Origin of the sequence: Nonomuraea sp. NPDC052265 (genome assembly GCF_044547985.1) — a bacterium.
Lineage (GTDB): Bacteria > Actinomycetota > Actinomycetes > Streptosporangiales > Streptosporangiaceae > Nonomuraea.
In genome coordinates this window covers 299,015-312,691 of record NZ_JBIUBJ010000005.1, presented here as the reverse complement: position 1 = coordinate 312,691, position 13,677 = coordinate 299,015, and the positions used below count along the sequence as shown (strand labels likewise).

Annotated in this window: 12 protein-coding genes; 3 read left to right on the top strand and 9 right to left on the bottom strand. The window is 71.9% G+C overall.

Features of this window, described 5'->3' with window-relative positions; all coding sequences use genetic code 11:
- Positions 1-2: 2 nt before the first annotated feature.
- The gene (locus tag ACIHAD_RS18405; RefSeq protein WP_397355900.1) at positions 3-998 is read left to right on the top strand and encodes a 2-hydroxyacid dehydrogenase; all 996 of its coding nucleotides are present in this window, start codon (positions 3-5) and stop codon (positions 996-998) included.
- On the opposite strand, the gene ACIHAD_RS18400 is transcribed toward ACIHAD_RS18405, so the two are convergent.
- The 7 genes from ACIHAD_RS18400 to ACIHAD_RS18370 form a co-directional block, all read right to left on the bottom strand.
- Positions 995-1,855 carry a carbohydrate ABC transporter permease gene (locus ACIHAD_RS18400; RefSeq protein WP_397355670.1) on the bottom strand — a complete coding sequence of 287 codons (861 nt, stop codon included), beginning with the start codon at positions 1,853-1,855 and terminating at the stop codon, positions 995-997. The two genes, ACIHAD_RS18405 and ACIHAD_RS18400, sit on opposite strands and share 4 nt — an antisense overlap.
- Positions 1,852-2,733 (bottom strand): carbohydrate ABC transporter permease, encoded by an 882-nt coding sequence (locus tag ACIHAD_RS18395; protein WP_397355669.1) that lies wholly within the window; start codon positions 2,731-2,733, stop codon positions 1,852-1,854. The genes ACIHAD_RS18400 and ACIHAD_RS18395 overlap by 4 nt, the downstream gene beginning before the upstream one ends.
- 54 nt (positions 2,734-2,787) lie before the next feature.
- Entirely contained in the window at positions 2,788-4,083 is a 1,296-nt protein-coding gene (locus ACIHAD_RS18390; RefSeq protein WP_397355668.1) for an ABC transporter substrate-binding protein, read from the bottom strand.
- A gap of 123 nt (positions 4,084-4,206) precedes the next feature.
- Positions 4,207-4,980, bottom strand: a complete 774-nt coding sequence (locus tag ACIHAD_RS18385; protein ID WP_397355667.1) for an AMP-binding protein — start codon at positions 4,978-4,980, stop codon at positions 4,207-4,209.
- Positions 4,981-5,338: 358 nt separating this feature from the next.
- Entirely contained in the window at positions 5,339-7,693 is a 2,355-nt protein-coding gene (locus ACIHAD_RS18380; RefSeq protein WP_397355666.1) for an ATP-binding protein, read from the bottom strand.
- A 70-nt stretch (positions 7,694-7,763) separates the two neighbouring features.
- On the bottom strand, positions 7,764-9,188 hold the full coding sequence (locus ACIHAD_RS18375; RefSeq protein WP_397355665.1) for a penicillin-binding transpeptidase domain-containing protein: 1,425 nt from the start codon (positions 9,186-9,188) through the stop codon (positions 7,764-7,766).
- A 36-nt stretch (positions 9,189-9,224) separates the two neighbouring features.
- Positions 9,225-9,584, bottom strand: a complete 360-nt coding sequence (locus tag ACIHAD_RS18370) for a MerR family transcriptional regulator (RefSeq protein ID WP_397355664.1) — start codon at positions 9,582-9,584, stop codon at positions 9,225-9,227.
- Positions 9,585-9,664: 80 nt separating this feature from the next.
- Here ACIHAD_RS18370 and ACIHAD_RS18365 point away from each other — a divergent pair, with 80 nt between their 5' ends.
- On the top strand, positions 9,665-10,588 hold the full coding sequence (locus tag ACIHAD_RS18365) for an aldo/keto reductase (RefSeq protein WP_397355662.1): 924 nt from the start codon (positions 9,665-9,667) through the stop codon (positions 10,586-10,588).
- Positions 10,589-10,594: 6 nt separating this feature from the next.
- On the opposite strand, the gene ACIHAD_RS18360 is transcribed toward ACIHAD_RS18365, so the two are convergent.
- Positions 10,595-11,233 carry a TetR family transcriptional regulator gene (locus ACIHAD_RS18360; protein WP_397355661.1) on the bottom strand — a complete coding sequence of 213 codons (639 nt, stop codon included), beginning with the start codon at positions 11,231-11,233 and terminating at the stop codon, positions 10,595-10,597.
- Between the two features lie 88 nt (positions 11,234-11,321).
- Here ACIHAD_RS18360 and ACIHAD_RS18355 point away from each other — a divergent pair, with 88 nt between their 5' ends.
- Positions 11,322-12,635, top strand: a complete 1,314-nt coding sequence (locus ACIHAD_RS18355) for a GH1 family beta-glucosidase (RefSeq protein WP_397355660.1) — start codon at positions 11,322-11,324, stop codon at positions 12,633-12,635.
- Here ACIHAD_RS18355 and ACIHAD_RS18350 read toward each other — a convergent pair.
- Positions 12,617-13,513 (bottom strand): coiled-coil domain-containing protein, encoded by an 897-nt coding sequence (locus ACIHAD_RS18350; protein ID WP_397355659.1) that lies wholly within the window; start codon positions 13,511-13,513, stop codon positions 12,617-12,619. The genes ACIHAD_RS18355 and ACIHAD_RS18350 overlap by 19 nt on opposite strands.
- Between the last annotated feature and the right edge of the window lie 164 nt (positions 13,514-13,677).

The following is a 13,677-nucleotide window of genomic DNA, read 5'->3' as shown; positions in this document are numbered from 1 at the left end:
CCATCCGAGTCCTCGCCGCAGGCGACCACTTCGTCCAGAACCGCCTGCTCATCGACGCGCTCAGGCGCGAGGTGCCCGGCGAGGTGCACATCAGCGAGCTGACGCTGCCGTGGCCGGTGGAGCCGTTCGGCCGCGTGGGCGAGGTGGACGAGGCGTCCGACGTCGAGGACGCGCTGATCGAGGCGCTGCGCGGCGTCGAGGTCTGCGTGACCCAGATGGCCCCGCTGACCAAACGCGTCCTGGACGCCTCCCCCGACCTGCGGCTGTTCTGCGTGAGCCGGGGCGGGCCGGTGAACGCCAACCTGGAGGCGGCGGCCGCGGCGGGGGTCGCGGTGACGTACGCGCCGGGCCGCAACGCGGTGGCCACGGCCGAGCACACGCTCGCCATGCTGCTGGCCGCCACCCGGCGCATCCCGCGCACGCACGCCGACCTGGCCGGCGGCGTGTGGCGCGGCGACTACTACATGTACGACAACGTGGGCCCGGAGCTGGAGGGCGGCACGGTCGGCCTGGTCGGCTACGGCGCGATCGGCCGCCGGGTGGCCCGCATGCTGGCCGGCTTCGGCGCCGAGGTGCTGGTCCACGACCCCTACGTCGAGGTCCCCGGCCGGGTCGAGCTGGACGAGCTGCTCGAACGCTCCCGTTTCGTCTCGCTGCACGCCCGCGCGACCCCGGAGACCGCCGGGATGATCGGCGCCGCCGGGCTCGCCCGCATGCCGGCCGGCTCGGTGCTGGTGAACTGCGCCCGGGGCGCGCTGCTCGACTACGACGCGCTCTGCGACGCGCTGGAGTCCGGCCACCTGTTCGGCGCCGCCCTGGACGTCTTCCCCGAGGAGCCCATCCCGCCCGGCTCCCGCCTGCTGACCGCGCCGAACCTGGTCATGACCCCGCACCTGGCCGGCGCGAGCAAGGAGACGGCGGCCAAGGCGGCCGGGATCGTCGCCGCGGACGTCGCCAGGTACGTCCGCGGCGAGCCCCTGGCCCACCGGGCCAACTAGCCCTTCAGCGCCCCGGCCATCAGGCCGCGCATGAAGAACCGGCCGAGCAGCACGTAGATCAGCATCGTCGGGATCGAGGCCAGGACGGCCGCGGCCATCTGCTGGCTGTAGGGGGTGGCCTGGGCCCCGGCGATGTTGACCAGCATCACGGTGATCGGCCAGCTCTGCGGCCCGGTGATGAAGACCGCGAACAGGAAGTCGTTCCACAGGGAGGTGAACTGCCAGATGATCACCACCGCGATCGCGGGCCACGACACCGGCAGCACGACCGACCAGTACGCGCGCAGCATCCCCGCGCCGTCCACCCGCGAGGCCTCGATCAGCTCGTCGGGGATCGTGACGTAGTAGTTGCGGAAGATCAGCGTGCAGATGGGGATGCCGTACACGACGTGCGCGAGCACCAGGCCCGGGATGCCGCCGTAGAAGACGCCCTCCAGCCCGGTCTGCTCGTTCAGCCAGACCAGGAGCTTGACCAGCGGGATCATCACGCCCTGGTACGGGATGAACATGCCGAACAGGAACAGCGTGAACAGCACGTCCGAGCCGGGGAAGCGCCATTTGGACAGCACGTAACCGTTCATCGACCCGAACGCGCACGACAGCAGCGAGCCGGGGACGGCCAGCAGCACGCTGTTCCACAGGCCGGGGGCCAGCTTCTCCCAGGCCACCCGCCACGCCTCGGTGGTCCACGTCAGCGGCAGGTTCCACGCCTGGCCGGGGTCGGCCTCGGTGAGCGGCTTGAAGCTGGTGGCCAGCAACACGTAGATCGGGACGAGGACGACGACCACCAGGGCGAGCAGCAGGCAGAACCGCACCACGGCGAACCCGGTCCGGCGCCCGCCGGCGACGGCCGTCATGGCCTGCGCTCCTTGCGCACCGACCAGATCAGGTACGGGATCACGAAGACCGCCACGCTGAGCACGATGTACGACGCGATCGTGGCCCCCTTGGCCGGGTCGTGGGAGTCGTAGACCGCCACCCACATGAACACCGCGGGCACGTCGGTGATGATCTGCTTGCCGGACACCGCCACGATGAGGTCGAAGACCTTGAGCGAGATGTGCCCGAGGATGATCAGCGCCGACAGGGTGACCGGCCTGAGCATGGGCAGCACCACGTGCCGGTAGACGCCCCACTCGCCGGCGCCGTCCACCCGCGCGGCCTCGCGCAGCTCCTCGGGGACGCCGCGGAACCCCGCCAGGAACAACGCCATGACATATCCGGACATCTGCCAGATCGCTGGGAGCGCCATCGCGGCCATCCCCCAGTCCGGATCCCTGAACCACTGCCACTGCGGCAGCCCGATCGCGTCGAACAGCCGGTTCAGGCCGACCGCCCGCTCACCCGTCCCCGAGTTCATCAGCCACCGCCACACGATGCCGGTCGCGACGAACGACACGGCCATCGGGAACAGGTAGATCGCCCGGAACGTGCCCTCCCCCCAGATCCCCTTCTCCATGAGGAACGCCAGGAACCAGCCCAGCACCAGCGCCCCCGCCACGAACACGATCGTGAACACGATCGCGTGGTCGACCGACAGGCGCCAGCGCACCTGGTCCCAGATGTCGACGAAGTTCTTCAGCCCCACGAACGTGCCCTCGGACACCTCATCGTGCTGGTCGGTCATGGCCAGGCGGAAGTTCCAGCCCAGCATGCCGTACACGAACACGCCGATCGCCACGATCGACGGCGCGACGAGGAGGAGTCCGGGCAGCCAGGTGCGTGCCCGCCTCACAACCGTTTCCCTTCGCGCGGGTACGGCGGGAGCGCCCCGCCGTACCCGCATGCGTCACTGAGCGTTGGCCTTGGCCGCGTCCGCCAGGGCCTGCTGCAGGCCCTTGACGTCCTTGCTGCCGATGAACAGCCCGACCGCCTCGTTGATCGAGGCCAGCCACGGCTGGCTCACCGAGACGCCGTGCTGGATGGAACCGGCCAGCTTGTTGCCCGACCAGTCCTTCAGCGCGTCGGCCAGGTAGTCGGTGTAGAGCGACTGGTCGGCGTCCTTGCGGGCGGGGATGGAGCCCTTCTTCGGGTTGAAGGCGTCCTGGCCCTCCTTGCTCGCCGCGACCTTCAGCCACGCGACGGCCCCGTCCCGGTTCTTGGCGCCCTTGGGCAGCGTGAAGCTGTCCGACAGCCACATGTAGGTGCCCTCGGTGCCGGGCGCGGGCGCCCAGTCGAAGTCCGTCTTGGACGTCTTGCCGAGGCCGCCGTCCGGCGGGTTGTGGAAGTAGCCGTAGGCCCAGTCGCCCATGATGTTGAACGCCGCCTCGCCGTCGGCCACCTGCTTGGCCGCGGGCTGCCAGTCGTCCTGCGGGTCGCCCGCGTACGACATGATCTTGGCGTAGTTCTCCAGCGCCTTGGTCATCTGCGGGCCGCTCCAGTCGGCGCCCGGCTTGAACAGCGCGTTGTAGGCGTCGGTGCCGAGCGAGCCGAGCAGCACGTTCTCCAGCAGGTGGGTGGCGGTCCACTCCGAGCCGATGGAGATCGGGATCTTGCCCTTGGCCTTGACCTTCTCCAGGTCGGCGACGAACTCCTCGATCGTCTTGGGCGCGCCCGCGATGCCGGCGTCCTTGAGCACCTGGGGGTTGAACCACAGGACGTTCGACCTGTGGATGTTGACCGGCACCGAGTAGATCTTGCCCTCGACGCTGATCTGCTCGACGAGCTGGGCGGGGAAGACGTCCTTGAGCTTCAGCTCGTCGTACAGGAACGTCAGGTCCTCCAGGTTGCCCGCCTTGATGTAGCCCTGCAACTCGGCGCCGGCGTGCCCCTGGAAGGTGTCGGGCGGCGTGTTGGCCTGCAACTTCGACTGCAGCAGCGCCTTGGCCTTGTCGCCCGAGCCGCCCGCCACGGCGGCGTCGAAGAACGTGTAGTTCGGGTTCTTGTCCTCGAATATCTTCTTCATCGCCTGGAGACCGTCGGCCTCACCGGGGCCGGTCCACCAGGAGAAGACCTCCACCTGCTGCTTGCCGCCGCTGCTCGGCGCGGCCGACCGAGAAGCCTGACCGCCGCCGCCTCCGCCGCAGCCCGCCAGGCCGAGAACGCCCGCCATCGTGATCGAGACGGCCGCTAACCACCGTCGCATCGCACACCATTCCCTTCGCGATCCCCCGAAGTTGGTGACCTTTGACAACGTTGTCAACAACGGCTATCAACCCACTTCGCGCGCGCCGACGTCAAGGGCGGAGCAGGTAACAGGTCCGCATACTCAGCCGACGCGCTCCAGCGCGCCGCCGGGCCCGGTGAGCACGGTGACGCCCGCGTCGTAGCCGTGACCGGGCAGGTCGCCGGGGCCCGCGGCCACGATCAGCGCGCCCTTGGACACGGCGAGGCCGACCAGGGCGGGCAGGTCGGCGCCGTCGCCGGGCGGCCACGTGCTGAGCACGACGTCGGACTCCTTCAGGCCGACGGGCGCGTCCAGCTCGTCCATCCTGGCCAGCAGGCCGGCGTGCGTGAGCCGGGCGCCGCCGGGGAGCGCCAGGGCGTCCTGCCGCTCGGCGTCGAGCGCGGGCAACGCGATCGGCTCCAGCACGAGCAGGCCGCGGAAGTCGATCGTGTCGAGCGCCGGGCCGAGGGAGACCACCTGGCGCACGCGGGAGCCGTCGGCCGCCGCGATCGCCGTCCCGGCCAGGTCGGGGGTGGTGATCAGCATGCGGGCGTCACACTCGCGCAGCCGCTCGGCCACCTCCTCCGCGCCGAGCCCCGGATCGACCGGCGCGGCCACCCCGCCCGCCGCCAGCACGGTGTGCAGGGCCACCGTCTGCGTGCCGGCCGTGGAGACGTGCACCCCCACCACCTGGTCGCGGCGCGCTCCCCTGCGCACCAGCCCGGACGCCGCCCTGGTCACCTCGGTCACCAGGCTGCGGTAGCCGTAGACGTGGCCGCCGCGCAGATCGATGAGCGCCGGCTGCTCGCCCCGCTCGTAGGCCCGGCCGAACACCTCGTGGATCACGGTGCCGGAGGACGAGGCGGACGGCGTCATGCCCGTCAACGTACGGTCGCCCGCGCGCCGGCCGCATCCACCGATCTATGTAGACCGGTGTGCATTTCCCCAGCCCAGGGGCAAGGTGGGCGGGCCCGAGCCCTGCGCGACTCGAGCCCGCTGTCACGCGTCCGGGAACCGGGCCCCCACCCCTCCGAGAAGGCCCGGCTCCGTCGGGACGCGTGACGTCCCTCGGTCGATCGGCCGCCACGGCCCCCGGCGCGAGGACGAGGAGCGCGGGGCGCGTTCGATCACAGGCAGAACGGTAGGCGTTCGGACCACGGCGGCACATGCGCTGACATGGCCATTCGACGATGTAACCGCCGGACGGCGGCGATGTGTAGAGAACCCGCCGGGATCAGCGCGCGCCGATCACCCATGCGGCAATCTGTGTACGCGTGGAGAAGCCGAGCTTGCCCAGGATGTTGGCGACGTGCCGCGCGGCCGTGGCCGGACTGATCACCAGTTCGTCGGCGATGGCCCGGTTGCTCAGCCCGCGGGCCACCAGTTCGGCGATCTCGCGTTCCCTGGCCGTCAGCCTGCTGTCCTGGACGACCCCGGCGACCGGCGCGGCCACGGGCTCGGACAGCGGGCCGCCGAGCGCGCAGGAGACCGCATGGTCGGCCGTCATCGTCATGCCCTCGGCCCACAGCAGCGCCACCACGGCCTCGCCGAGCCGTTCGCGGGCGGGGGCCATCAGTTCCTCGGTCCGGGCGTCGGGACGGCGGTCACGCAGCCCCAGCGAGGCGGCGGCCAGCAGGACCGCGCGCCGGTCGTCGCCCTCGGCCGCCACCAGGCGCGCCCAGGCCGCCAGCCGCCGGGCGATGCTGTCGCGCAGGCCCGCGTCGCGGCTGAGCACCAGCGCCTCGGTGAGCCGGGTGCGCGCCTCGGCCAGGTCGCCCTCGTCGAGCGCGACGCGGCCGAGCCCGGCCAGGCAGCTCACGATCTGCTGCCGGGCGTCGACGTGCCGCAGCAGGCGCAGGCCGGCCTCGTAGTGCCGCCTGGCGCCCGCCCGGTCGCCGGTGCGCCGGGCGATCTGGGCCAGGCCGACGTGGCCGTAGGACTGGCCGAGGTGGTTGTCCAGCCGCTCGCTCAGCGACAGGACCTCCTCGAACGCCCGCCGCGCCTCGTGCAGGCGACCGGCCCGCAGGCCGAAGTCGGCCCGGGTGCCCTGGGCGAGCGACTCCAGGATCGGGTCGCCGCGCCGCCGCGCCGCCTCCAGGGCCGGGGTCAGCGGCTCCTGGTCGCCGGTCGCCTGGGCCAGCATGATCAGGCCCACGGCCTCGCCGTAGGCGTCGCGGGCGTCGACGCACAGCGCCAGCCCGATCTGTACGCACCGCGCCGCGAGCTCCGCCTCGCCGGCCGCCAGCGCCAGCTCACCGCGCAGGATCAGGGCCTGCCCGCGTAACCCCTCGGGCACCTCGGGGGCGTCGAGCGCGAGCAGCCGGTCGAGCCGGTCGGCGATGTCGAGCCGGCGTCCGCTGGCCATGAGCAGGTAGCGCACGTCGGTCAGCAGGCGCAGTGCGGTCCGCGGGGAGCCGCTCGCCGCGGCCCAGTCGCAGGCCGCGCCCACCTCTGCCTTGAGCCCGTCAAACAGGTTGACGAAGCGCTCGACGACGGGCCACGACGTGCGCGCGTCCGGCGCGAGGACGTCCTTGAACCGCCCGGCCAGCCCGGCGAGGGCGGAAAGGTGCGCGCGCCGCAGCGCCACCTCCTCGCCGGACTCCGCGAGCTGCTCCAGCGCGTATTCGCGGACGGTCTCCAGCAGCCGGTAGCGCGCCTCGCCGGCGATCTCGCCGTCGAGCACGACCAGCGACTTGTCGACCAGGTCGCACAGGCGCGGCAGCACGTCCTGCTCGGGCAGGCCGGGGCCCGCGCACACCCCTTCGGCCAGGTCGAGCGTCCAGCAGGAGCGGAAGACCGCGACGCGGCGCAGCAGCAGGCGTTCCTGGGGGCTGAGCAGCCGGTAGCTCCAGTCGACGGCCGCGCGCAGCGTACGGTGCCTGGCGTGGGCCGTACGGGCGCCGCCCGCCAGCACCCTGAACCGGTCGTCGAGCCGCTCTACGAGCTGCCTGACCGACAGCACCCGCACCATGGCGGCGGCCAGCTCGATCGCCAGCGGCAACCCGTCGAGCGCCCGGCACAACACGATCGCCAGCGGCAACGTCTCCTCGGTCAGCTCGAAGCCGGGACGCGCGGCGGTGGCCCTGGTCACGAACAGGCGCACGGCCTCGCTCTCCTCGCCGACGAGCGAGAGCGGCGGCACCCGCCAGACGGTCTCCCCCGGCACGCGCAGCGGCTCGCGGCTGGTGGCCAGCACGGTCAGCCTCGGGCAGGCGCCGAGCAGGTCGCGGCAGAGCTCGGCGCACTCGCCGATCACCGGCTCGCAGTTGTCCAGGACGAGCAGCACGCGACGGCCGCCGACGGTGTCCGCCAGGTCCTCGGCGACGCCGAGCGCGGCCGAGACCCGGGCCCGCAACTCGCCCTTCTCCAGGTCGGCCAGCTCGACCAGCCACACGCCGTCGGGGTGCTCGGAGGCGATCCGGACGGCCAGGCGCAGGGCGAGGCGCGTCTTGCCGATGCCCCCCGCGCCGCACAGCGTCACCACCCGCGACACGCGACTGAGGTGCACCAGCTCATCGAGATCGGACTCCCGGCCCACGAACAGGTTCGGCTCGGCCGGGAGGTTGCGGAAATCGGCGGTTCGCAGCATCACTGTGAGTGTGGCATCAACTACCGTTCGCGCCCAGACTCAAATCCGTGGAGAACCCGGCGCACGGCGGTCAGGCGAGCGCCGCCTCCAGCACCGCGCGGGCGACCCCGGCCACCGCGGCGGCCCGGGGGCCCGGGTGCTCCAGCACCACGCCGACCGCCACCTCGGGGGCGCCCGCCGGGGCGAACGCCGTGGCCAGCGCGTGCTCGCCGTCCGTCACCGCGATCTTGGCGGCCACCTCGACGCCGGGGACGGCCACCGCCGCGCCCGGCCCGCCCGGGTGCGTCCCCGTGGTCATCATCGCGGCCAGGTAGCGGGCCTGGGCGGGCGTCATGGTGGTGCGGTACGGCGTGGCCCCCGCCCGGCCGAGGAGCGAGCCGTCCGGCAGGCTCACCTCCTCCACCAGGTACGGCCGCATCAGCACGCCGTTGTTGGCCACGGCCGCCGACAACATCGCGACCATCAGCGGGGTGGCCCGGTCCTGGTCGCGGCCGACGGCCGACAGGGCGGTCCGGGCCCGGTCCATGCCCTGCGGGTACGTGCTGGGCGCCGCGGCCAGCGGCACGCGCAGCCCCCCGTCGCCGAACCCGAACGCCTCGGCCTGGTCCCTGAGGATGTCCTGGCCGAGCTGGACCCCGATGCCCGCGAACGCGGTGTCGCACGAGGTCTGGAAGGCCCGCAGCAACGTGGGACGGGCCCTGCCGCACGGCCCGGCGAGCGACGCGGGCAGCCGCAGGCGGACGGCGGCGTCCACGGGCGCGGTGGGCGTGTACTCGCCCGAAGCCAGCGCCGCGGCCGTCGTCACCAGCTTGAACGTGCCCCCCGGCGGATAGACCTGGTTCAGCGCCCGGTTCAGCAGGGGCCGTCCGGGGGCCTCCCGCAGCTTCGCGAGCGTGGCGTCGAGCCGGGCGGGGTCGAAGGTGGCCAGGGCGTTGGGGTCGTAGGACGGGTAGCTGGCCAGGGCGAGGATCGCGCCGGTCGCCGGGTCGACGGCCACGGCCGCGCCGGGCACGCCGGCGGCCTCCAGCGCGTGGTAGGCGGCCCACTGGGTGCGCTGGCCGATGGTCAGCCGTACGTCGGCGCCGGCCACGTCGCCGTCGCTGACCATTGAGCGCACCTTGACCTTGGCGTCGTCGCCGGACAGGACGCCGTCCTCGGCCTCCTCCACGCCCGTGGAGCGGTAGAGGGACATGTAGCCGGTGACGGGGGCGTAGAGCTCGCCGTCGGTGTAGACCCGCTGGAACCGGTACGGGCCGCCGCCGGGCGCCGGGCGGCTCCTGGCCATGGTCGCGCCGTCGTAGGTCAGGATGTCGCCGCGCGGATGGGCGAACCGGGCGATGAGCGAGCGTTCGTTGCGGCGGTCGGCGTTGAGCGCCCGCGTCCCGAACGCCTGGACGACCGTGATGTGGGCCAGCAGGACGAACAGCAGGGCCGCGCAGAGCGCGGCCATGCGGCGCAGCGGGACGTTGATCCGCTTCGCCCCGGTGCCGGCCATGGTCTTTGGTCTAACAACCGGACCACCAAGGCAGGGCTACAGGACGCTGCGGTAGTAGGAAATCTTGCGGTGGATGTAGTTCTGGCGCTCGGTCAGGTTGGCGATCTGGGCCTGGACCTGCCGGTCGTGCTCCTCCAGGAGCCTGATGCGGTCGGGGATCGTCCGGTCGCCGCCGCGTACGAGCTCGGCGAAGCGCAGCAGCATGGCGATGGGCATGCCGGTGTCGCGCAGGCATCGGATCATGCCGAGCCAGCCGACGTCCTCCTCGCTGAACCTGCGCTGCCCGGCCGCGTTGCGCTCGACGCGTTCCAGCAGGCCGATCTTCTCGTAGTAGCGGAGAGTGTCGAGGCTGAAGCCGGTCTCCTCGACGACCTCGGCGGGTGTGTACACGCTCACGCGTCCCAGTCTTTCACCTGGAGCGCACTCCAGGTCAACGGCTTGACATGGAGTGCGCTCCAGGCCAGAGGGTCGGGCCCATGAACATCGCACTCGGCACGATCCCGTTCGGCACCGGCGTCGGCCTGCGGGAGACCTTCGCCGTCCTCGACCGCTTCCAGGACGCCGGCGGCACCATGCTGGACACCGCCAACAACTACCCCTTCTGGGACGAGGGCCGCACCGGGGACGAGAGCGAGGAGGCCGTCGGCGCCTGGCTGGCCGCGCGCCGCAACCGGGACCGGATCTTCATCGGCACCAAGGGCGGGGCCCGGCCGACCGTGCCCGGCGACCGCACGCTCGGCTCGGCCGAGGGCCTGTCGGCGGCGGCCGTCGCGCGGGCCGCCGAAGGCAGCCTCCGGAGACTGCGGACCGATCACATCGACCTGTACTGGTCGCACATCGAGGACCGCTCGGTGCCGCTGTCGGAGACGCTGGGCGCCCTGAACACGCTGGCCGAGCAGGGCAAGGTCCGCGCGCTGGGGGCGAGCAACATCGCCGCCTGGCGGCTGGAGCGGGCCAGGAACGTCTCGGGCGCGCGCGGCTGGCTGCCGTACGGTCACGTGCAGCTCCGCCACACCTACCTGCGCCCGCGGCCCTTCACCCGGCTCCCGGAGGGCGGCCACACGCTGGCCTCGGACGAGACCCTCGACTACGTCGCCGCCGAGCCGGACGTGACGTTGTGGGCGTACAACACGCTGATGTCGGGGGCGTACACGCGGGCGGACCGGCCGATGCCGGAGATCTACGACCACCCGGGCACCGCCCGGCGCCTGACCGTGCTGCGCGAGGTCGCCGGCGAGCTGGGGGCCACGCCCAACCAGGTGGTGCTGGCGTGGCTGATGGCCGACGGTCACGTGCCCGTGGTCGGCGTGTCCACGACGGCCCAGCTCGACGAGGTCGTCGGCGCCGCGGACGTCAAGCTGGACGCCGAGCTGCACGCCCGCCTGAACGCGGTCGCCTAGCGCAGGTCAGGGCAGGTGGTCGGCGAGGTAGCGGCGGACGAGCTGCTTGCACTCGGCGACCAGGTCGGCGTCGCCGCCGGGATCGACCCGGAAGGCGAGCTTGAGCACGGCGTCCGTGGCCTCGACGGCCACCACGAGCGCCCGGTCGAGCCCGGGGCCGGCGGGCGCGTCGAGCAGGGCGAGGGTGAGGGCGCGCAGCCGGTCGGCCACGATGACGTTGTTGTCGAGGGCGCTGTCGAGCGTGCGCTTGGTGCCCTCCAGCGGCGGCCCGCCGGGGGTGGGCAGGACCTCGCCGAAGTCGACCACCGCGAACCCCGGGGTGGTGCGCTTCATGTCGACGAACTCGTCGATGGCCAGGTCGACCAGGTCGGTCCAGTGGCCGAGGTCGGCCTCGGCGATGCGTTGGGTGACCCGCTGGAGGAACGCCTCCAGGTTGCGCAGCGCGAGGGCGCGCACCAGGCCCTGCTTGTCGTGGAAGAACTGGTAGAAGGTGCCGATGGGGACCTCGGCGCGGCGTGCGACCTCCTTCGTGGTCAACGCCTCGTAGCCGACCTCGTCGAGCAGGATCGCGCACTCGTCGAGCATCCGCTCCACCCGCTCCACGCTCCGGCGCTGGGCGGGACGGCGGCGCAAGGTACTCGTCATGTCCCCCATCCTGGCTTATTACCAGCAGGTACAGCCCGGCCACTTTGCCGTCCGTTAACATGAGCCATACTCGCATAAAGGAGCCGAGATGTTCTTTTGGGGTACGGCGACCGCCGCCTACCAGATCGAGGGCGCGGTGGCCGAGGACGGCCGCGGCGCGTCGATCTGGGACACCTTCGCCCACGAGCCCGGCCGTACCAGGGAGGGCCACACCGGGGACATGGCCTGCGACCACTACCACCGCTGGCGCGAGGACATCGGGCTCATGTCCGGCCTCGGCGTGAACGCCTACCGCTTCTCCATAGCGTGGCCGCGCGTGCAGCCCCTCGGCGCCGGCGAGGTCAACGCCGAGGGCCTCGACTTCTACGAACGCCTCACCGACGGCCTGCTGGCGGCCGGCATCCAGCCCGTGCCGACGCTCTTCCACTGGGACCTGCCCCAGGCCCTCCAGGACCAGGGCGGCTGGACGAACCGCGACACGGCCGGGCGATTCGCCGACTACGCCGCGATCGTCGCCGAGCGCCTGTCCGACCGCATCCCCCTGTGGATCACCCTGAACGAGCCCTTCGTCCACATGGCCTACGGCCACGCCATGGGCATCCACGCCCCCGGCCAGGCCCTCCTGTTCGACGCCCTTCCCGTGGCCCACCACCAGCTCCTCGGCCACGGCCTGGCGGTCGGGGCCCTGCGGGCGGCGGGCGCGCGGCAGGTGGCCATCACCAACAACTGCACGCCGGTCTGGCCCGCGTCGCAGGAGGAGGCGGACGTCAAGGCCGCCGACGCCTACGACATCCTGCACAACCGCCTGTTCAACGACCCCGTACTTCTCGGGAAATATCCAGACCTTTCGGCTTACGTCCCCACGCTCGACTTCCTCCACGACGGCGACCTGGAGACGATCTCGGCCCCCCTGGACGCCCTCGGTATCAACTACTACAACCCCACCCGGATCGCCGCTCCGCCCCCCGGCGAGGCGCTCCCGTTCACCGACACCGGCGTCACCGGATACCCCACCACCGCGTTCGGCTGGCCGGTCGTCCCCGACGGCCTGCGCGAGCTCCTGACCGGCCTCAAGGCCCGGTACGGCAGCGCGCTCCCGCCGATCCACATCACCGAGAACGGCTGCTCCCAGCCGGACGAGCTCACCCCGCGGGACACCGTCGAGGACCAGGCCCGCATCGACTACCTGCGCGCCCACATCGACTCCGTCATGGCGGCGCGGGCCGAGGGCGTGGACGTGCGCGGCTACTTCGTCTGGTCGCTGCTGGACAACTTCGAGTGGGCCGAGGGCTACCACCAGCGCTTCGGCCTGGTGCACGTGGACTTCGCCACGGGCCGCCGCACCCCCAAGGCGTCCTACGCGTGGTACAGGGAGCGCATCGCTCAGAACACCGACACGTGAACGTGGTCGTAGTGGTTGGCGGTCACGCCGCCCCGGTCGGACATGGGGTCCCAGCCACCGCCTGACCGGATGTCGTAGTACCGCTGCTTCCAGATGATGTACATGACGCCGATCCGCGAGCCGTTCTTGATGAGCCATTCGGCCAGGGCGTCCCCGCGGTCGGCGTCGGCCCCCGAGGCCATGGTGCCGCCGCGGGACATCATGAAGTCGCAGGCCCGGCCCTTGCCGTGCTCGCCGGGGTCGCCGGGGCGCAGGCAGCCCACGCCGTACTTCATCGGGAAGTTCTGCATGATCTCGGCGCGCACGGCGATCAGGCGCGGGGTCAGGCCCTCGGCGCCGCCGGGCTGCTGGAAGCCGTACTTGGCGAGCAGGCGCTCGATCTCGCGCCGCTTGCCCTGAAGGGTCCTGATCTCCTTCTTCAGCTTGCTGATCTTGTCGTTGGCGTTGAGCTTGGCCTCTTTGGACTTCGCGATGAGCTTCTGGATGCTCTGGACGCGCTCGGTGCGCTCGGTGGCGATGTACGACATGTTCGCGGCCTGCCCGAGCGCGACGGCCGGGTCGACGTTCAGGCCGAAGAGCTGGACGCCGTCGAGCGGACCGTTGATGTAGGTCTGCCGCGCGATGTCGGCCACGTCGGCCTGCGCCGCGGCCAGGCGTGCCGCCAGGTCACCGGAGGTGTCGGTGGCGTTCTTGGCCTGGAGCCTGATCTCCTCCAGGCTCTGGATCTGGCCACGGTAGAGGTCGTTGAGCCGGGACGCCTGTTTGGTGAGTCTGCGCAGCTCATCGATGTTGGGATCGGCCGACGCGGGCCGCGGGAGGGGAAGGCCGAGCAGCCCGGAGAGGACGACGACGACCGCGGCGAGCCGCCAGATCCTCACACCCGTCCCCTCCTCGCATAGACGGACCGAAACTATAGAAGATGATCTTGATTGCTGTCATCCGAACGTGCCAAGTGGCGCACCTTTGGCAGGGCCCGGCCTGCGGGCGTCCTCCTCGACGACGTCAAGGTCACCCTGGACGGCGCCGCGGCCGGTGACGCCTC